The 18,627-nt window shown below is 42.9% G+C and carries 18 protein-coding genes; 8 read left to right on the forward strand and 10 right to left on the reverse strand.

Annotated elements, in window-relative coordinates; genetic code table 11:
• Window positions 1-120: 120 nt before the first annotated feature.
• The 5 genes from AAGR14_RS10715 to AAGR14_RS10735 all read right to left on the reverse strand — a co-directional run bounded on the left by AAGR14_RS10715 (window position 121) and on the right by AAGR14_RS10735 (window position 8,553).
• Window positions 121-1,539, reverse strand: coding sequence for a glycoside hydrolase family 28 protein (locus AAGR14_RS10715; protein ID WP_342648589.1), 1,419 nt, complete (start codon window positions 1,537-1,539; stop codon window positions 121-123).
• A gap of 160 nt (window positions 1,540-1,699) precedes the next feature.
• Window positions 1,700-4,006: a response regulator gene (locus AAGR14_RS10720; RefSeq protein WP_342648590.1), complete on the reverse strand. Its 2,307-nt coding sequence runs from the start codon at window positions 4,004-4,006 to the stop codon at window positions 1,700-1,702.
• 22 nt (window positions 4,007-4,028) lie between these two features.
• Window positions 4,029-4,583 (reverse strand): redoxin domain-containing protein, encoded by a 555-nt coding sequence (locus AAGR14_RS10725; RefSeq protein ID WP_342648591.1) that lies wholly within the window; start codon window positions 4,581-4,583, stop codon window positions 4,029-4,031.
• A gap of 373 nt (window positions 4,584-4,956) precedes the next feature.
• On the reverse strand, window positions 4,957-7,044 hold the full coding sequence (locus AAGR14_RS10730) for an FUSC family membrane protein (RefSeq protein ID WP_342648592.1): 2,088 nt from the start codon (window positions 7,042-7,044) through the stop codon (window positions 4,957-4,959).
• Between the two features lie 336 nt (window positions 7,045-7,380).
• The gene (locus tag AAGR14_RS10735; RefSeq protein ID WP_342648593.1) at window positions 7,381-8,553 is read right to left on the reverse strand and encodes a hypothetical protein; all 1,173 of its coding nucleotides are present in this window, start codon (window positions 8,551-8,553) and stop codon (window positions 7,381-7,383) included.
• A gap of 315 nt (window positions 8,554-8,868) precedes the next feature.
• Between AAGR14_RS10735 and AAGR14_RS10740 the strand changes: the two genes are divergently transcribed.
• Genes AAGR14_RS10740 through AAGR14_RS10750 form a run of 3 tightly spaced genes read left to right on the forward strand, consistent with a single transcriptional unit; the run spans window position 8,869 to window position 10,766 of the window.
• Window positions 8,869-9,522 carry a FadR/GntR family transcriptional regulator gene (locus AAGR14_RS10740; protein ID WP_342648594.1) on the forward strand — a complete coding sequence of 218 codons (654 nt, stop codon included), beginning with the start codon at window positions 8,869-8,871 and terminating at the stop codon, window positions 9,520-9,522.
• Between the two features lie 4 nt (window positions 9,523-9,526).
• Complete coding sequence (locus AAGR14_RS10745; RefSeq protein ID WP_342648595.1) at window positions 9,527-10,360, forward strand: sulfite exporter TauE/SafE family protein; 834 nt, start codon at window positions 9,527-9,529, stop codon at window positions 10,358-10,360.
• Between the two features lie 7 nt (window positions 10,361-10,367).
• Window positions 10,368-10,766 carry a DUF1634 domain-containing protein gene (locus AAGR14_RS10750; RefSeq protein WP_342648596.1) on the forward strand — a complete coding sequence of 133 codons (399 nt, stop codon included), beginning with the start codon at window positions 10,368-10,370 and terminating at the stop codon, window positions 10,764-10,766.
• Window positions 10,767-10,917: 151 nt separating this feature from the next.
• On the opposite strand, the gene AAGR14_RS10755 is transcribed toward AAGR14_RS10750, so the two are convergent.
• Entirely contained in the window at window positions 10,918-11,238 is a 321-nt protein-coding gene (locus tag AAGR14_RS10755) for a DUF805 domain-containing protein (RefSeq protein ID WP_342648597.1), read from the reverse strand.
• Between the two features lie 309 nt (window positions 11,239-11,547).
• Between AAGR14_RS10755 and AAGR14_RS10760 the strand changes: the two genes are divergently transcribed.
• Window positions 11,548-11,691, forward strand: coding sequence for a hypothetical protein (locus AAGR14_RS10760; RefSeq protein ID WP_342648598.1), 144 nt, complete (start codon window positions 11,548-11,550; stop codon window positions 11,689-11,691).
• A 116-nt stretch (window positions 11,692-11,807) separates the two neighbouring features.
• Here AAGR14_RS10760 and AAGR14_RS10765 read toward each other — a convergent pair whose 3' ends face one another.
• Both AAGR14_RS10765 and AAGR14_RS10770 read right to left on the reverse strand, forming a co-directional pair.
• Window positions 11,808-13,226: a nicotinate phosphoribosyltransferase gene (locus AAGR14_RS10765; protein ID WP_342648599.1), complete on the reverse strand. Its 1,419-nt coding sequence runs from the start codon at window positions 13,224-13,226 to the stop codon at window positions 11,808-11,810.
• A gap of 5 nt (window positions 13,227-13,231) precedes the next feature.
• Window positions 13,232-13,471, reverse strand: a complete 240-nt coding sequence (locus AAGR14_RS10770) for a hypothetical protein (RefSeq protein ID WP_342648600.1) — start codon at window positions 13,469-13,471, stop codon at window positions 13,232-13,234.
• A 166-nt stretch (window positions 13,472-13,637) separates the two neighbouring features.
• Here AAGR14_RS10770 and AAGR14_RS10775 point away from each other — a divergent pair, with 166 nt between their 5' ends.
• Entirely contained in the window at window positions 13,638-13,934 is a 297-nt protein-coding gene (locus AAGR14_RS10775; RefSeq protein WP_342648601.1) for a hypothetical protein, read from the forward strand.
• 13 nt (window positions 13,935-13,947) lie between these two features.
• Here AAGR14_RS10775 and AAGR14_RS10780 read toward each other — a convergent pair whose 3' ends face one another.
• A complete protein-coding gene (locus AAGR14_RS10780; RefSeq protein ID WP_342648602.1) occupies window positions 13,948-14,280 on the reverse strand; it encodes a hypothetical protein in 333 nt (110 codons plus the stop codon).
• A gap of 108 nt (window positions 14,281-14,388) precedes the next feature.
• Here AAGR14_RS10780 and AAGR14_RS10785 point away from each other — a divergent pair, with 108 nt between their 5' ends.
• Together AAGR14_RS10785 and AAGR14_RS10790 are read left to right on the forward strand one after the other, a co-directional pair.
• On the forward strand, window positions 14,389-15,096 hold the full coding sequence (locus AAGR14_RS10785) for a hypothetical protein (protein WP_342648603.1): 708 nt from the start codon (window positions 14,389-14,391) through the stop codon (window positions 15,094-15,096).
• Between the two features lie 5 nt (window positions 15,097-15,101).
• Entirely contained in the window at window positions 15,102-15,437 is a 336-nt protein-coding gene (locus AAGR14_RS10790) for a hypothetical protein (protein ID WP_342648604.1), read from the forward strand.
• Between the two features lie 64 nt (window positions 15,438-15,501).
• Here AAGR14_RS10790 and AAGR14_RS10795 read toward each other — a convergent pair whose 3' ends face one another.
• Window positions 15,502-16,161: a DUF6624 domain-containing protein gene (locus AAGR14_RS10795; RefSeq protein ID WP_342648605.1), complete on the reverse strand. Its 660-nt coding sequence runs from the start codon at window positions 16,159-16,161 to the stop codon at window positions 15,502-15,504.
• Window positions 16,162-16,319: 158 nt separating this feature from the next.
• On the opposite strand from AAGR14_RS10795, the gene AAGR14_RS10800 reads away from it, so the two are divergent.
• Window positions 16,320-18,599, forward strand: a complete 2,280-nt coding sequence (locus AAGR14_RS10800) for a GH92 family glycosyl hydrolase (protein WP_342648606.1) — start codon at window positions 16,320-16,322, stop codon at window positions 18,597-18,599.
• Window positions 18,600-18,627: the final 28 nt, after the last annotated feature.

Genomic DNA, 18,627 nt, shown 5'->3' on the forward strand with positions numbered 1-18,627 from the left:
CCAGGCCTAAAGATATATGGAATAAATTAATCGATAGATTTATTATTATAATTTAATTACAAAGATATTAGACATATCTTAAGAGATAAAAATATAGTGCAAAGTGTAAAATAAGTTCGTTTATTTAGCGCTAAGCGTTTTACCGTTAACCGTCACGTTCTTAAACTCCATATCTTTCACATAATCAACTTTCACCGGCGTTTTCACGTTGCGGATGTTGCAGTTAATCAATTTTAAATTTTGTACTGGCGACTCTTTGTAAGCATTTACAAACACGCCATAAGTTCCGCCTTGGTTCACGTCAAGGTTTTGAACCCATACATTACGTATAACAGGCATAAAATTGCCCGGCTTTTCGTAAAACATGTTGCAATGCACAGCAGCCGTTTTATAAATGCCTACATTAATGTTATCCATAAACACGTTCTGTATAATTCCACCACGTGATGAACTGGTTTTGATGCGCAAAATAATATCCATATCCGGGCTGCTCATCTGGCAGTTAATGGCGTATATATTACGGGCGCCACCGGCAATTTCGCTGCCTATTACCACGCCGCCATGTCCGTCTTCCATGCGGCAACCCTCAATCAGGTGGTTTTCGGCCGGGCGACCAAAAGCACGGCCATCTTCGTCCCGCCCGGACTTTATGGCAATACAGTCATCACCTGTGTTAAAGTAGCAATCTTTGATAAGCACGTTGCGGCAGGCATCAGGGTCGCAACCATCGGTGTTTGGCCCATGCGAATTAATTGAAACCCTCTCGACAATTACATTATCGCACATTACAGGCCCTATAAACCACATAGGCGAGTTAATAAGTTTAACGCCCGAAATGAGCAAATTCTGGCATTCGTAAGGCTGAATCATGTAAGGGCGCAAATAATAGCCATCACCAAAAATGCGCTTGCGGGCATCTACTTTATTGTGCATTAAAGTGTGCAGACTGTCGCGTCCGGTTTTCTGGTTTGGTAAGCCTGGTTTCCAGCCATGTTCGGCGCTTCCTTTCCATACCCACCAGTCCAAATCGCTCGCATTACCATCGATGGTGCCAGTGCCGGTAATGGCTATATTTTTTTCATGGTAAGCATAAATCTGCGAAGTGTAATTCATGCAATCCATACCTTCCCAGCGCACCAAAGCTAGGGGGTAATCTTTTTTATCTTTACTAAATATAATGGTGGCACCCTCGCTTAGGTAAAGGTTTACGTTGCTTTTGAGGTATACTGGCCCGGTAAAGAATTTACCGGCCGGTACTACAACCCGGCCGCCACCTGCGGCATTACAACTTTCTATCGCTTTTTTAAAAGCAGCTGTATTTTTAGTTACTCCATCACCTTTGGCACCAAAATCTAAAACATTATAATCTTTATTTTTAAATACGGGTGCCTTAATTTGCCGGCGTAAAGCTTCAATTTCATGCAGAGGTTGATTAGCTGATGTCCATACTTTTGGTTCATCTGCAAATTTTGACGACTGCAATAAAACAGCAACCAGAGCCAACGAGGGCAAGGCAAACAGAAGCTTTTTGTAACGCATAGGTATAAAATAGGTAGCGGCTAAGATACACGATTTAGTCGGCCCTCCGGGTTGCGTTTAACAAATGTTAGTCACTTATCTCACAGCGTCCTTAAATAAAAGCTTAAATTAGAGGTGTCAGACTTACGTGGAATGCATTGCTGAGTTTACCTTGTTTTCTTTATTGAGGTTCTGTCAATTCGCTTGGCTCTGCTAACAATTGGTTAATTCTTCCGGTGGCTAATGTTTGTGCCCATTGCGACAGCTTATGCATCAATTCTTCAGGTTTTACCGGTTTACCGATATAATCATCCATGCCGGCAGCAAGGCAGATCTCGCGATCACCAGTTAAGGCATTGGCTGTCAGCGCAATAATTACTGGCTGCGATATTGCCATTTTTCTAATCATGCGGGTTGCTTCAAGACCATCAGTGTTTGGCATCTGCACGTCCATCAACAGCAAGTTATAGTTGCCGGAGTCTATTTTATTTATGGCAATTTGCCCATCTTCGGCCAGATCTGGTTTATAACCCATGCGTTGCAGCATGTGCGAAATTACTTTTTGATTGATTTGGTTATCTTCAGCTATCAATATATCCAACGGGTAGCGCAAGCTAAAATCTTGAGGTATTTTACGATGGGCTGTTGGTGCAATAGTGGCGTTTTCGCTGGTTTGCAAACTATGTAAAACATATTTACTTAATGCATACTGCTTAATTGGTTTAGTAAGGATGTAGCTAAACAGATGCACGTTTTCGGCCTTGCGCTCATCCCCAATTGAGCTTAATAAAATAACCGGAATGGCAGGGTGACGTTCTTTAACCAGCCTTGTAAATTGTATGCCATCCATAAAAGGCATCTGTGCATCTGTGATGACGAGGTGATACACCGGATCCTGAGCCAGTATAAACAAAGCTTCGGCGCCTGATGATACGCTTGTAGGCAACAAGTTCCAGGTACGGAGCTGGCTATCCAGAATAGTTCGGTTGGTCAGATTATCATCAATCACCAGAACTTTTTTGCCTGCTTGTGATGACATATCGAAAACAGTGTACGGGATGTGTGCATCTTTACCTTCTTTAACATCAATGTGAAAAGAGAAAACTGATCCCATACCGGCTTCACTACTAACGCTGATTTCTCCGCCCATGAGTTTTACCAATTTGTCTGAAATAACCAAGCCCAAACCAGTACCTCCGTATTTCCGGGTGGTAGAAGAGTCAATTTGGCTAAAGGCTTTAAACAAACGCTCCTGCTTTTCTTCCGGGATGCCTATCCCGGTATCACACACCTCAAAAAAAAGTGAAAAGGAGCCGTTAATTTGCATCTCGTTTCTGCTGATCTTAACAACAACTTCACCCTCCGGTGTAAACTTAATGGCATTACCCACCAGGTTGGTCAATACCTGGTGCAGCCGTAATTTGTCTCCAGATATTTGTTGAGGCACATCTTCCTCTATATAATAGGCTATTTCGATACCCTTGTCGCCTACCTTGGTACTAAATATGTCCAGTACTTCTTCTATGCAAGCCCTCAAATTAAAATCTTCCTGCTCCAAATCCATGCTACCAGCTTCAATTTTCGAAAAATCAAGGATGTTGTTGATCACCGTGAGCAAGCTATCGCCGCAGTTGGTGATAGTATCGGTGTACATTTTTTGCTGATCGGTAAGCGGTGTTTCGGCTAAAAGGGCCGACATGCCAATCACTCCATTCATTGGTGTGCGTATTTCGTGGCTCATGGTAGCCAAGAACACGCTTTTTGCCTGGTTTGCCTTTTCTGCTTCCCGGCGCGACAAATCGAGCTGATCATTTGAAGTCAGGAGCTCTTCGTTTAGCATTTCCAGCCTCTCATGGCTTACTTTACGCTCATGGCTTAGGGCAGCTTCTTTTTCAAGCTCTTTCATGGTCACGGTTTGCATAATCTGCTTCTCGTTCGTCCGTTTTAGTTCGTAAGCCCATAGACCACAAACAAAGAATATAATGGCTGTGAGCAATATGTGCACTACAAAGGTTTGTACATCAAAGTAATTGAGTTGCGTAAAAAAAATGCCGTCTACTCCCGAGTTTTGCAGGTAGCTGAATAACGCATGGTGTACACCAACCACTACCAGTATGGGTAATTGCAATTTCCAGTTTTGATACGTGATCAGGATAGCGCTACCAATAAAGGCAAAAAAGTGCATCTCGAACATGCCATGCATCTGGTATATAAACTGAGCCATAAAGATGCCCAAAACAGCACTAAATACATATTGGCATAGCGTTGAGTTAGGCAGCGCTAATTTTACCGAATAATAGGCCAACAATGACAAGCCGCCGATTGAAATAGCCATAAGCCAGGTATCGTAAAAGCTGGCCAGTATCAGTCCGACCAAAAAATAGCCTATGAGAAAAAACTCCGCAAACCGGTCTGACCGTTTTTTTGAATCGGCGCGGTATTGGGCACTGTAAGAAGCATAATCAGAACTTAGATTTTTTAGGGGCATGTGATATATAACAGTTTGGATATTACTTAATACATTTTGGCAAACTGCAGCCGTAAGCCGTAGCAGCTAACCGGTTAAAACGGCCAGGGCCTTTATGGTTTAAAAGTGAGTCTAACGCTATGCGGGCAAACTCCGTTTTCGTATTTGTGCAGTATCGAGTTGTGTTATAATTGCCCCGGTAATAGAGCTTGCCTTGAACGTCTATAATAGCGGCTTGCGGGGTTGAGTAAACACCACAGCTTTTTGCCAGGGGTGCATCGTCTATAACCGGAACGCTGAGATTAAACTTTTCTTTAACCTGTGCTGCACTATACTTGCTGTTATTCATTAAAACCACTACAAAATTGGTTTGGTCACCATAGGTAGATATCAGCGTTTTGAAATGTTTGATGTTGAACCTCGAGCAAGGGCAATCTGGGTTGAAAAAGTGTAACAAAAGAGGCTTACCATTTTTAGGAGCAATGCTTTTACCTAATTTAATGTGCTGACCTGTGTTTACCTTGACATAACCAGCTGGTACGGGGGTAGGTAGATTATAAATATAGTCGTTGTACCAAAATAGGCTGGCGACCGCCATGAGAATAATTCCCAGCCAGACAAATACCAAAGCTTTTTTCAATTCCTTATTAAATATGTTGAAAATTTTTTAAGCAAAGACGGGAGACGACTTAGCGACACTTGAATATCTTAAGTCTTAGCGGTAACATTTGCGTAAATAATAACCTATTATACGAAACGAACTCTAAATAAGATGTTCTAACATGAAAAAATAAATCAAATATTGATGGATTTAACTAATGAACAATTGTTTGTTATCTAACGGTTTATGAGGTTAGTAAAATGTGCCCATTAAAGCATTTGCGATGCTGTCGTTAATAATACAAAAGCTGTTATCTCAATTGCTCTGTCAGCTCATACTGCGAATGCGAATTGATTGGGGGGTATCAAAATTAAGTGTTGATCACAATAGCCAACTGCCTGCTGATGCTATACAGCAACTGCGCGCCTGCTGCAGAAGTTATAGTCGATTCGTCTGAATTGCCATGGGAGGGAAGCTGCATCGAAGTACCGTTAGAATTGAGACCCTCACTGGCTTCTTGCATCAATTCGATAGATTGATTAATCAGTGAAATTTGCCCTGTATATTGCTGCTGTGCTATAGAGTGTTTTGCCGACGAAAAAAGGGAGGTAATTACCGAACTTAAATTGTAGCTTAATACCTGAAATCGGTAAACGTTATCTTCATTTATGGCTTTGCGTCCCGGCTCGGTTTGCATAGCGGTAAATGCAGCAGCTAGATTGGCCAGGTTGACGTAAACAGCTTTGCGTGATAATTTATAAGAATTTATATCAAGTGTATTTCCGTTTAGCCGATCCCTCAGTGCTTTGAGGTAGCTAATGTTGGCCTGCATTACCTCGCCCATGTAAAATTTAAGTTTACGACCTTCCCAAACAGGCAAGAGGTACGAGGCGCCGAAAGAAATCAGGCAGCCTATCAGCGTATCATAAATACGCTCAATTACAATATGGCTATTTTGCCCGGTGTATACGTTTAAGCAAAGCACCACCATGGCGGTAATACATATAACAGCTGTTAGGTAACGCGTGCGCCCGAATGAGAAGAACCCTAATAAAAATATTACGCCCAAAGCAAGCTGTAAAGACGTTACCGGAAACAGCCACATTAAGGAGAAGCCGATACCTATACCTGTTAAACTGCCGATAAGCCGCTGCTTGTTGCGTTGATAGGTTACATTAAATGAGGGTTTTATTATCACCAAAACCGTAAGCATAACCCAGTAGCTGTATTTACCCAGCGAAAACAATGCAGATAAGCAAAAGGCCATCAAACAAGCTATAGTTAGGCGCATAGCAAACCTGAATACCGGCGAACGCAAAGTGAAATTTTGCTTGAGTTGCGATAAACTAAAATTGAGCGCTGGTGCAAAATCTTCGTATTTAATTGAAACATCGGGCGTAAACATGCCGGTTTTAATGGCCTGCAAATGATCGTCGATCTGTTCAATATTTAACTTAAGTTGTTGCAGCATATCGGCATGTACAGGCGTTTCACGATCAATGATATATTTCAGACGGCTTGCAAGATGTTCAAGTTCTTCGCTGTAGTTTACGTTAAGGGCGGGGGCCTTACGGCGATGCAAGTCATCGGCAATACGGTGAAGTTCGTTTGCCTGTAACTTAATTACTTGGGTTATTAGTTCAAGCACACCGTTAAGCCTGAAATGCTCCCGCACCAGCTCATAATCAAAATGGATAGCGGTGATCTGATCGTAAAGGTCGATGGCTGTAGCGGTGATGGATATCCATATTTGATTGCGCTCATTTAGTGAGCCCAATACCTGCCGGTCGCGGATAACCAGGTGACGTACCAGTTCTTGTTTTTGATTAACACGCACGTGCAATTCCAAGAGCTTTCGGTAACTGTCATTAAGCGGTGTTTTAACGTTATAAAAAGGCGCTTTGGCTTCTAAAAAATCTGCAGTAGCCTCTAAGCATTCGGTAACCGCATTTCTGAGAGAGCGTAACGGCCATAACCGGATGCTTAACAAATTGACCAAGTAAAACCAGATATTGCCGGCCATTACATAAAGTGCGAAGGCTAAGGGGGCAGGAGGTTTTAACCCCCAGGTAAAGATGGCCAAACCGATAAATGAGGTGCCCAGCATGCTAAAGCGTAAACCATAAACAGTAAGCATCGAGCTGCTAAAAATAAGCGCAACGAAAATAAGGGCCATCCAGCCCGTGAAAGGCCAGCTGGCTGCCACTGTAAACGAAATTATAAAAGCTGCAGGTATACTTACAAGTATACTAAAGCGCTTATCGGTAGCTGTACCGGCGCTATTGGTAAGCGCCACATTAAGTGCACCTAAGCCCACCGTTACAGCTGCCTGCGGATAATTGAAGTAGTACAGTATTACAACCGGTAAAACTACCGCAAAAGTAATCAGGAGAGCATCAGTGAAATATTCGGATTTAAAGAAACGTCGTATTTTTCGGGCCAGGGCCTGTACACTCATGCAAATAATTGGTTTTGGCAAATTTATAAAAACGCCACGAATACTGAGACTGCAGAACTAATTTCAATGTCTTTAGGTGAAAGGTTTAGTTTATAAACAAAATTGTAAAAACGGTTTACATACTTTTAAATATGAAACTGTCCAAATTCAATATCGTACTCGGGATAATTACGTTAGTTTTTAAGCTTTACATTATTTATATATAAGCCAAATATTACGTAAGTTTTTTCGGCCCTTATTAGCTCTTTATTAACATTATCCAGGGCTGGCTATATGATTATCAGGCGTAAACAGAAATTACAAATTACCGAAACATTAATAAAAGCCAATTTTTGATCAGGCACTCAGTCGCTTTTGCGTATCAATCTCTTCTATTAATTCGTTAATCGTCACCATTCCGCTTTGCCACCGTTTAATGCGGTTTACCTGTTGTATCTCGGCACGGGTTTTTAGTTCCAGATCGGCGTAGTAGTAGTCAGGCATAAGTGATTTCATGGCGGTATGTATTTCGGTTACGCTACCATTAAGTAAAAACAGCGGGTTGGCCTTTACTAATTCAGTTAAAGCCTCGGCCATGCTGGCAGCGTAGTAGGGGCAGTCCCAGTCGTGACGGTAAGGGTTATCACCTTTAATATTTACCTTTTGTAAAGGGTGCGACAAATCCTCTATTACCTCTGCAATAGCACCACCAAAAACGTTCGTATATTCGGCCACAAAGTGGTGCCACCAGCGTGGATGCTGCGGCAGTTGTTTAAGTAAAGTATCACATACCAAAACTCTCAATGGAAAATCGGACTGAGCCGGGTCCATTACCACCAACGAAACACCAAAATGACCTTCTTGCGGCGAGTGGCGGCTATAAATAACAAAATATTGAAGTTGTGTTTCGCCGGTGCTGTACAGCGCAGCTGTGATGGCCTTAACATCATGCAACCGGTCTTCTAAATACCCATACTGAAATAGTGTAGTAAGCTGTGGTGCCGTATTGGCTTTGCATCGTTTACTCAACTCATCAAACACATTGTTGTTGGCCGACCTACTGGTAAAATGGTTACCACTGTTGTAACGCAGTTCTTCAGAATCGGCAGGGTATAAAGTTATGTCGGCGTCATCCCCGGTTTCACTTTGCTTGTTTGGCTGTATGAACCGGAACGGTACATGCATACCCTCACTTTCCATACGGCGGGCCAAATTGTAGATGCGCCGTTCAGTTGGAGCCAGCAATGGATCACCGCTTGTAATATCAAAATGTACGTCTTCAACTCCCCGGGTAAGATGCGCTGCAATTTCCGGAACTTTAAGTAACTGCTGTAGGGGATGAGGCGTGTTTAGAAAAAAATCACGCAATGCATCTTCTGCCAGATATTCCAGTAATGAGCGCTCAAAACGCAATACCGTTTTATCCTCTTCTTGCCGCACCCAGGTGTGCAAAAACTGATGCATTTCTTGCTCAAAACCGATATTAGCTGCCAGTGCATTAGCTTCGGCACAGTTGCTTAAATTATTCAATTGGTTATAGGGGAACACAATTAGATGTGTGCTACCAAAGATAGCATTTTTGGGAAGTTTTACCCTACAGAATATAATTTGTCACCGGTTTTTTACGCGCTGTAGATATAGCTGAACATATAAATCATAATACTGTGATTATAATATACTTATGTATTTCATATAACGCTTAAGATTTAAATAATCCCAATTTTTATTAGGCTTCAATTAGCATGTTATATAAAGGTAAAATTTAAGTAAACTAATAATGAAATTTTCTTAAACATCTGATGTTTAAATAAAACATCTTATATTTGCAACGTCCACGATAATCACATGGCTGTTAAAGAGAAATTAGGTGAAAAAGTAATTAAGCTGATCAGGCAAGATATTGCTACCGGGCTGTTTAAAATTGGCGAGAAAATTCCGGCCGAACCGGTACTAATGAAGCAATACCGCGTAGGCCGTTCTACCATACGCGAGGCTATTAAAACGTTGGCCGTAGCCGGAGTGCTTAAAGTTCAGCAAGGGGCCGGAACCTTTGTAAACACTCATGTAAATCCCGAAACCATTGACGAGCGTTTGCGCCGTGCCGACTTCGATGAAATTAATGAAGTGCGGGCATTGCTTGAAAACGAAATTGTGGCCCTGGCGGCTCAACATCGAACCGACGACCACATTGTAGAAATGAAGCATTGTTTGGCTGCGCGTAAGCAGGCAATACTGAGCGAACAGCAACAAGCTTGCATCGAAGCTGATATCGCGTTTCACCTGGCCATTGCCCGCGCTTCGGGCAATTCAGTTCTGGCCGACTTATATAAAAGCTTTACTATCATCATTCGCGATTTTTTTTCGCGCCGTGAAACGCAAGGTATTACCCAATTTGCCATGAGCCACTATCTGCACCAGTCTGTCTTTGAAGCCATTTACAACGGTGATGCAGACCAAGCCTGTCAAATCACTCAAAAGATATTAAATAACAACTATTAATTTTATGACTATATTAACATTCACCCTCATATTGCTGGCTGGGGCTTACCTTGCAGGCCTTGTTGGCTCACTTACCGGTTTAGGTGGTGGTGTAGTGGTTATACCACTGCTCACATTGGTTTTTCAGGTAGACATTCGCTATGCCATTGGTGCAGCGTTGCTGGCATCTATTGCAAACTCTTCGGGCGCTGCGAGTGCTTATGTAAAAGAAGGCATTACCAACATTCGTTTAGGCATGTTTTTAGAGATTGCCACTACCATTGGTGCTGTGATAGGTGCAGTGCTGGCTGTTTACACACCTACCAATACAATAGCTATACTTTTTGGTGTAATACTCTTGTTTTCGGCTGCCATGACTTTACGCCGAAAAAACCAGGAAGCGTTAACCGAAGGCAGCAAGCTGGCTGACGTGTTAAAACTGAACAATAGCTACCCTACAAAAGATGGTGAGGTACACTATAAACTTAAAAATGTAGGTGCCGGATTTTCAATCATGACGGTAGCCGGTGTTTTATCCGGCCTGTTGGGCATCGGTTCGGGCGCACTTAAAGTGTTAGCCATGGATTCGGCTATGCGCATCCCTTTTAAGGTAAGCACCACTACCAGTAACTTTATGATAGGGGTAACTGCTGCAGCAAGTGCAGTGGTATACTTACAGCGTGGATATATGGACCCAGCTATTGCCTTCCCGGTGGTATTAGGTGTTTTAGGTGGAGCATTCACAGGCTCAAAACTACTCACCCGGATGGACCCCAAAGTTCTTAAATACATTTTTTGTGTGGCTATCACATTTGTAGCTGCGGAGATGATGTACAACGGTTTCAATCACAAATTTTAATTACTTAATGATGAAGAAAGTAAAAGGCCTTTTAGGCGATCACGATATAGAAGTAATTGTAGGTACGCTTTTACGCTATGGCGTTATGACTGCCAGTGCAATTGTATTAGCAGGCGGTATTTATTTCTTAATTCAGCATGGGCAAGCACCGGTGCCTTCGTACCACCGTTTTGTGGGTGAAAGTGTTGGATTTACAACGTTTTCGGGTATTTTGAAGGGGGTGGCGGATTTGCAAGCTAAGGCTATAATACAATTAGGCGTAATGGTATTGATTGCCACGCCCATATTTCGTATTCTGTTTTCGTTGGTAGGTTTTACGCTCGAAAAAGACAAGCTTTATATTGCTATCACGTTGGTAGTGCTTTGTGTGATAATGCTGAGCACGTTTGGCGGACTAAAGATATAACATTAAAAAGCCCGGCGATTTTAGCCGGGCCATTTAAAATCAACATCATTGTATCAGCACATACACAAGTGAGACTAACCGCTTTGGGTTAGGTTTAATCTCTGGTTTGAGGTTAGGCAAATAGATAACGGGCCTGCATAATCTCTTTTAACTAATAACGACGCTTAGGATCATCGCCATATTTGTTTTGATAAGGCTGTCCGTCTTGTAAAAGCAACCACAATCCGTAAAACGGCACCAATTGCCACCATGCCGGTTTATTAATATCGTGGCACCGCTTTGCACCTTGCGCTAATAAAAACCAAAACAGTGGCAAATGTGCCATCATTATGTACTCAGTATGGCGGTAATGTGCCATGCCTCTCAGTGACATGATGTTTATTGCAACAAAACTAGCAGTGTACATCATAATGCTAATTGTGTATTCCGTACGAGTTATGCGTCCGCTAAAAGAGATTATGCGCTTTAACATTTTATGCCAGATAAGAATTTGAAGCAAGTTAAGTAAAATGCAATTTCAATAAAAGGAAATCGTGACGGCTATATTGCTGCCTATCTGAGTTATAAAATTGTACATTTTTTATAATTGCTGTTCGGTAAAATTCATTATCTACGTGGTAAAATACCTTTTTGACAAGGTGAATTCATCCTCTAAAATCTGCAATTAAATCACATTTGTCTGATTTACAATTACTTGTTTGTTGATCGCCACTGATTCGGTTAAAGAAACGTTGTTTTGGCACAAGGTTGGCTATAGTATCGTCACCAACACAAAAACATTATGAAAGCATCAATCAACACCACTGTTATTTTAAAAGCCCTGGACCTGGAATTGAAAGCGCTTTTACAAAAAGATTTGGCGCAGTTTAAAACAGAACGCAATCAAGTAACATCACAGGCAGCTGCAACAAAACGCGCTGCCTGATCTATATATATTTCTATCTACCCTATGAAACAAAAAGAGCTCCATGATAAGGAGCTCTTTTTTTGCTGCAACATTTCGTTGTTAATATCATAATGCCTGTTAAAGACTATTTGTATTTACCTATCATTTAAACAGCTACGTAGTTCTGCAAAGTCGTAATCCTTCAACAAAATTCCATTCTCAAAAACAGTTTGCATCTGATCAACGGCATCAGGTAAATCGTTGATATTTACCGTGCGATAAGCACTGTTGATCTTAACTAATTTGAGTTTGCCGGCTTTGCTCTTTTTAAAGCTCTCGGTAAGTCGGCCCTGGCTGTCCATTTCTATAGGGTGTTTTTCTACATTAATCTCGCGGCCGTTTACAATAGCTGCACTGCACTTAATGGCATAACGCTGGGTGTCGCGGTCTACTTTTTGTAAAAGTGCGCCGCCCATACCCAGCACCAGGTTTTCGGCGCTAATGCCGTTTTGTTTAAGGGCAGCATAAATGATTTGTATACCCTCGTAATTAACACCGTCTCCTTGTATAACACGCAATTGCGGTGGCAGCACTTTGCAACCTTTGGCGTTGATAGTGTAACCAAACTGTTTAAACAGAATTTCGAAAATACTAAGCAACGTTTTTACCGGATCGCCGCTGTCGGGTCGGATAACCAGTGTACCCTTGCGACTTAGAATCAGGTCTTTTAATGCGCCGCCCCAATAATCCTCGCAAGCACGGAAAATGTTATAACTGTCGGACACGCATGCTACAGTGCCAGTGGGAAACGTTTGAAGCACATGGCGGAAAACCTCCAGTTCGCCCTCTTGGCCCAATAGTGTGCATATGCTGTGTTCTGTAGCCGGTATACTTAGTCCGTAAACTTTACCGGCATTATAATAATCTATCGCGAGTATTGAACCTGCCAGGTTATCGCTGCCGCTAAAATTGAGTAAGTGTGCAGCACCTCCCAGTCCGGCGCTTTCAACGCTGCTTACACCACGAAAGCCAAAATCATTGAGCACGAAATCAATGCCTGCATTAGCTTCGTCGGTAGCTGTATCGGTAAAGTAGCGGGTAACTACTTTTTTAACTTCGTGGCTTAAGGTAGCCACCGTGCAGGGGTACCAAACCTGCATCAGTAGTGTTTCTAAAAAGTTAGGCAGCCAAAAGCATTCGGGATCAGTATTTTCAATGGTCATCAAAACATTACCTGTCGGCACAGCGGTACCTTCGGCCACTGCCTTAATTTTGACGGGTAAATGCCCGTTATATTTATCCAATATGTATTGAAAGCGGCTTTTATCAAACACATCGTTTCGCCCGAACACCTGCTGTAAAAACCCGTCAGCGTCGTCAATATCTTGCTGGGTAAAAGCTGCGCCTTGCAGGTATTCTTTTAAAAAGTATTGCAAACCAAAAAATATGGTCTGGTTAAACTGCCCGCCGCGGCTTTCCAGGTAACTATAAATATATGATGTGCCGGGATAGTATAATTTATGGTGAGCATATTTGTATGCATCAGCTAACAAGATTAAGTTTTGGCGTTTCATAATGCTTAATTTTTAAAGTATTTATTTAATAAATAGTCGAACAATGGCGTATGTTCGGCAGTGATAAGGCCATCGGCTATGGCTTGTGGCAGGTTGCTGATCTTAAACCATTTAAGCTCTTCGATATCATCATTTGCTGCAGGCTCTCCACCTTGGTGATCACAACTAAATAGCAAGGTAATTATTTTATCGGCTTCGTGCCGGTAGCGCCAATCATCTATCCGGGCAGACGTCTCGTATAACATAGCACTGGTTTGCAATAGTCCTGCTTCTTCCTGTAATTCGCGTTCGGCGGCTGCTTCATAATTCTATATAAAACGGAATGGTGATTTATTTATCGAGCAAGTCAAAGACGAGGCTCAGATAGCACGGGCGCAAAACCGTAAAGAAGAAAATAATCACAGCGAGTTTTTGATAAAAATTGCTGATCATTTATACCTGCCAAAACCCATCAGTGCCAACTTTTTTAAAGAAGTGTTATTGGATAAGTCGGGCAATATGCCTGCTGATTACCTCGGACAATACGCTTTTTATGAAGGCAAAAGTTACGGTCCCATCTTCAAATGGGGCATGCTACAGGGCACCTATAGTATGGATTTATATGAGCAGGATAAGCTGACCACTGCCAAAGAATACCAGATACGCAACAAAACGCTCAACGAGATACACGCTATCTTTACCGCTAATCAAAAGAAACACCAGCAATAGCTAACGGAATAGTCTACTTACCGGTTAGCAGCGTTACCAGCAAAATTAAGCCGAGAATAGCTAATGGAATAGCCCAATACTGCATTTTAATAAAGAAAAGCGAATGATTTTGGCTTATAATGAACTCTTGTCCGGTGGCTTTGTCAACCATAACGCGGTTTTTAGCAGGGTTGTTAAACTTTTGCCCGGCAAACCATATAGCCGCTGCTGCGGCCAGGGCGCCAATGCTCATTCCAACCAATGGGTTGGCTTTTAACACAGTGTTTATCAAAAAACTGCTTAGGGCTATAACTACAAAGGCAATAACCGGAACTAAAAAACCGTAACCTCTCCAGAGAATAAACATGTGATTTAAGTTTTAAGTGTGGTACTTATTAAGTTAATAACGTACACATCTTAAACAAATTTTGCGTTAAACTGTTTATTCAGAACACGTTTAATCAGCCTTACTGCAATGTTTTTCTACTACCAGCTGCGTACGCATCATTACAAAACCGAGCTTGTTCCGCACATAACCTGCCCGCTTTGCCACACGGCCGGGCAGCTGCATTTTAGCATCATGCAAAAATATATGTGGGTGTTAGGCCCCATTGCACCGTCAAGAAAATACGCCGTTGCTTTTTGCGAGCACTGTAACAACTACATCCCAAAAGTAAAGTGGACCGACCCTATGGACAGTAGCTACCGCGCGCTAAAACAGGGGCTTAAAACACCTGGTCGCCTATACCGTGGCCTACTTGTGTTTCCGTTGGCAGTGGTAGCAGTTATCGGTATCACTTTAATTTTTGTGAAGAGAACTGAGCATAAACAGCAAGATAACAAGGCGCTTATTAAAGAGGCTATTGCCCACCCAAAGCCTGGCGATATTTTTCAGATAACACACACTGATGGTACTATAGCAGATTATACTTATTTTAAAATAGTGCGTACCCAGGGAGACAGTGTGTATGTTAACCCATCAAACAAGCACTTTACCAGTCCGAAGGATATGAAAAAATGGGATGAGGTACCCACCGAAGCTGCTGCCTTTGAGCCCCAACAACTGGCTTTTTCGATCAGCGCAACGCAAAAAACCGACATGTTTACCTATGCTACTCAGCCTGTAGAGTATGGCATGGTTTGGAGTTTATATCGTGATGGCACCCTTTACAAGAAATACTAAGCGCTATGGCATTTGAAGAGCATAAGAACCGCAAGTTACAATTTGGCAACCCCTATGCCGACTACGAGTATTATGGTAAGCACTCGCGACGCACCTGGCCATCATTGGTATTTAGCGTATTAATTGGATTAGGCTTATGTTACCTGGCGTGGCAGCGCTGGCAAGCACTTAACCTGGCCGAGGTAATGGGTGGTAGTGTATCGATAACCAGTATAGAGTGGGGTGTTTATAAATTAAGCGGTAAATGGGGAGTGGCTGGTTTGCTGGTAGTTTTAGGCGTTGGCCTTGCTTGGCTTGGGATTTATAACTACCGCAGACTGGAAAACATGAAGGCAGATTGAGATAGGTATAGCACAAAGGCTAAGAAAATTTAATAGTCTAAATAAGGCATTTATTTTTTTGTTTTTACGGATGCTCGGGTAAAAGCTTAGGAGCATGAATTCCCATTTTTTCGTATGCTGCTTTGTTCATATCAAAATGTAACTGCGACATCCAATTGAGGTTTGCCTCGATAGGCTCCAGGCCGATAGCTTTTCGCCTTGTGTTTACAGACAGGCTGTCGCGCAGCGGCTTCGGAATGGCTTGGCAGCTATCGGTACGGTAGGTAAGCTGCGTGCCATATAACTGTTTTTGGCCGGTATTAAGTAATACCCTGTCGGTTAAATTAGCATAATCTTTAGGGTCTGCATTGTGCTTCGGCAATTCAGCTTTCATTGCCTTTAGTACCTGCCTTTGGAACGGCACATCTTTATCGCAGTGCTGTGCCATCAACCAAAAGTTGTGGCTTCCTTTTTTGCCTGCCAAATCATATCCCGGAAAGCCGTATCGTCTTATTACGCCTTTTAAACGTTGCCCGTTTAAGGCATACACACTGTCTCTGTATTGCTGCAGGCGTGTCGTGCCCAGCGCCCTTAAACGGGCATCAATAATGCCGGCGGCGGTTTGGTCTAACACCGCCCATTTCGCCAAGCTATCGGCCAGGGATTGATTGAATGACTTTGATTGTGCAATACAGCATAGCGGGCTGCTTAAAACCATAATTAACCACATGAGTGTTTTTTTCATACAACAACCAGCCATAGTGTATACAAGTAAAAAGGCCTATACACTAATTGGTAAGAATAACGAAACTCATCTTGTAAAACAAATTCATCTAACGTAAAACAGTATTTTTGCGCGTTTACAGATAATCTTTACTATCTATGAACTTTTATTTACGCAATATGAAAAGTTTAAGTGTTAGCCGTATTGCCGGTTTTTTGTCGCTGGCTTTGGCACTGAGTTTTACAACCCAAGGACAGACGGCTAAACAACCTATAGATTATGTTAACCCTTACATTGGCAACATCAGTCATTTGCTGGTGCCAACTTATCCTACCGTTCATCTGCCCAACAGCATGCTAAGGGTATACCCTGAACGCGAGAACTTTACAGGAAATACCATCAGGGGCTTACCTTTGATGATTACTAGTCACCGGGGTAGCTCGGCATTTAGTTTAAGCCCTTACCAAGGCCAAGTGTCGGGTATGAAAAGTGCTATTGATTACGGATACGATAACGAAATCATTAAGCCCTATTTTTATCAGGTAGACCTGGACGACTACAACATCAAGGTACAATATGCACCTTCGCACCAGTCTGGCATTTATCAGATCCGTTTTGATGCCAACAGTTCGGCGCCTTACCTGATATTTGATACGCAGGATGGCGGACTGACAGTTTCGGGCAACACCATAAGCGGATACCAATTGTTAGACAATAACACCAAGGTGTTTATTTATGCCGAAACAGATTTAAAGCCTGTATCGGCAGGTGAAGTAAAAGGGCAAACTATCAGTACGGCAAACCAAATCGTACAAGGAAAAAATGTCTATTTGGCACTTAAATATGCTGTTAAAACGCCATTAATAAAAGTGCGTTACGGCGTGTCGTTCATTAGTGCTGAGCAGGCCAAAGCCAACCTGGAACGTGAAATTAAAACCTATGACCTGAAAGCCGTTGCCGAGCAGGGCCGTCATGTCTGGAATAACACCTTAAGCAAAATTGCGGTTCAAGGATCGGACGAAAATGCTAAAACGATTTTTTATACGTCACTTTACCGCACTTATGAGCGGATGATCTGTATATCTGAAGACGGCCGTTACTTTAGCGCTTACGATGGCAAGGTGCATAAGGACGATGGTATACCATTTTATACTGACGACTGGGTGTGGGATACTTACCGCGCCGTGCATCCATTAAGAATCATTATTGAGCCCAAAAAGGAGTCGGACATGATTAATTCTTACCTGCGGATGGCCAGCCAGTTGCCTAACCATTGGATGCCTACCTTCCCGGAGGTGACAGGCGATAGCCGACGAATGAACAGCAACCACGGCGTTGCTACAGTGATTGATGCTTATAACAAAGGCTTGCGCACTTTTAACCTGGAGGAGGCTTACCAGTATTGTAAAGCCGGCATTACCGAAAAAACGCTGGCGCCATGGTCGGGCAAGAAAGCGGGCGTACTCGATCAGTTTTACAAGGACAAAGGCTACTTCCCGGCTTTAGCCACCGGCGAGAAAGAAACCGTACCCGAAGTGCACAGCTGGGAAAAACGCCAGCCGGTAGCAGTAACGCTGGGTACCGTGTATGATGAATGGTGTTTGGGCAACATTGCCAAGCAGTTAGGTAAAACCGACGATGCCAAATACTTTTTAAACCGGAGCTTGAATTACCGCGAGGTATTTAACCCGGCCACTAAATTTTTTCATCCTAAAGATGCACAGGGTAAATTTGTAGAACCGTTTGATTACCGCTATTCGAGCGGCATTGGCGCGCGTGAAGCCTACGACGAAAATAACGGTTACGTATACCGCTGGGACGTGCAGCACAACATTGGCGACCTAGTAAAGATGATAGGCGGCAAGCAGGCTTTTGTTGACGGGCTGGAAAATATGTTTAGTACGCCGCTGGGCAAAGGCCGACCTGACTTTTACCACCAGTTTGGCGACCATACCGGTAACGTGGGTCAGTTTTCGATGGGGAACGAGCCGGCTATGCACATCCCTTATTTGTATGTGTATGCAGGACAACCATGGCGCACTCAAAAGCGAGTGCGCAACCTGCTTAAAGAGTGGTTCCGCAACGATTTGATGGGCATCCCAGGCGACGAGGATGGCGGCGGACTAACATCTTTTGTGGTGTTTTCGCAAATCGGCTTTTACCCGGTTACTCCCGGTTTACCGATGTATGTGATTGGCAGCCCTACCTTCCAAAACGCTACTATCAAATTGGGCAACGGCAAAACGTTTTCAGTGGCTTGTCAAAACTATTCGCCCAATAACAAATACATTCAATCGGCCAAGCTAAATGGCAAATCCTGGAACAAATCGTGGTTTACCCACCAAGAGCTAATGGCAGGCGGAACCTTGGAGCTAACGATGGGGGAACACCCAAACAAAAGCTGGGCATCGTCAGACGACGCTTTGCCGCCGTCGTTCAAAATGCCGGAAGGGATTTAGCAGAAATCTTAAGCTAGCGGCTCGTTTG

Origin of the sequence: Mucilaginibacter sp. CSA2-8R (assembly GCF_038806765.1) — a bacterium.
GTDB lineage: Bacteria > Bacteroidota > Bacteroidia > Sphingobacteriales > Sphingobacteriaceae > Mucilaginibacter.

What these genes read in the sequence shown, in the direction of transcription:
- AAGR14_RS10715 (WP_342648589.1), bottom strand. Translation starts at nt 1,539, where the DNA reads ATGCGTTACAAAAAGCTTCTGTTTGCCTTGCCCTCGTTGGCTCTGGTT.
- AAGR14_RS10720 (WP_342648590.1), bottom strand. Translation starts at nt 4,006, where the DNA reads ATGCCCCTAAAAAATCTAAGTTCTGATTATGCTTCTTACAGTGCCCAA.
- AAGR14_RS10725 (WP_342648591.1), bottom strand. Translation starts at nt 4,583, where the DNA reads ATGGCGGTCGCCAGCCTATTTTGGTACAACGACTATATTTATAATCTA.
- AAGR14_RS10730 (WP_342648592.1), bottom strand. Translation starts at nt 7,044, where the DNA reads ATGAGTGTACAGGCCCTGGCCCGAAAAATACGACGTTTCTTTAAATCC.
- AAGR14_RS10740 (WP_342648594.1), top strand. Translation starts at nt 8,869, where the DNA reads ATGGCTGTTAAAGAGAAATTAGGTGAAAAAGTAATTAAGCTGATCAGG.
- AAGR14_RS10745 (WP_342648595.1), top strand. Translation starts at nt 9,527, where the DNA reads ATGACTATATTAACATTCACCCTCATATTGCTGGCTGGGGCTTACCTT.
- AAGR14_RS10750 (WP_342648596.1), top strand. Translation starts at nt 10,368, where the DNA reads ATGATGAAGAAAGTAAAAGGCCTTTTAGGCGATCACGATATAGAAGTA.
- AAGR14_RS10755 (WP_342648597.1), bottom strand. Translation starts at nt 11,238, where the DNA reads ATGTTAAAGCGCATAATCTCTTTTAGCGGACGCATAACTCGTACGGAA.
- AAGR14_RS10760 (WP_342648598.1), top strand. Translation starts at nt 11,548, where the DNA reads ATGAAAGCATCAATCAACACCACTGTTATTTTAAAAGCCCTGGACCTG.
- AAGR14_RS10765 (WP_342648599.1), bottom strand. Translation starts at nt 13,226, where the DNA reads ATGAAACGCCAAAACTTAATCTTGTTAGCTGATGCATACAAATATGCT.
- AAGR14_RS10770 (WP_342648600.1), bottom strand. Translation starts at nt 13,471, where the DNA reads ATGTTATACGAGACGTCTGCCCGGATAGATGATTGGCGCTACCGGCAC.
- AAGR14_RS10780 (WP_342648602.1), bottom strand. Translation starts at nt 14,280, where the DNA reads ATGTTTATTCTCTGGAGAGGTTACGGTTTTTTAGTTCCGGTTATTGCC.
- AAGR14_RS10785 (WP_342648603.1), top strand. Translation starts at nt 14,389, where the DNA reads ATGTTTTTCTACTACCAGCTGCGTACGCATCATTACAAAACCGAGCTT.
- AAGR14_RS10790 (WP_342648604.1), top strand. Translation starts at nt 15,102, where the DNA reads ATGGCATTTGAAGAGCATAAGAACCGCAAGTTACAATTTGGCAACCCC.
- AAGR14_RS10795 (WP_342648605.1), bottom strand. Translation starts at nt 16,161, where the DNA reads ATGAAAAAAACACTCATGTGGTTAATTATGGTTTTAAGCAGCCCGCTA.
- AAGR14_RS10800 (WP_342648606.1), top strand. Translation starts at nt 16,320, where the DNA reads ATGAAAAGTTTAAGTGTTAGCCGTATTGCCGGTTTTTTGTCGCTGGCT.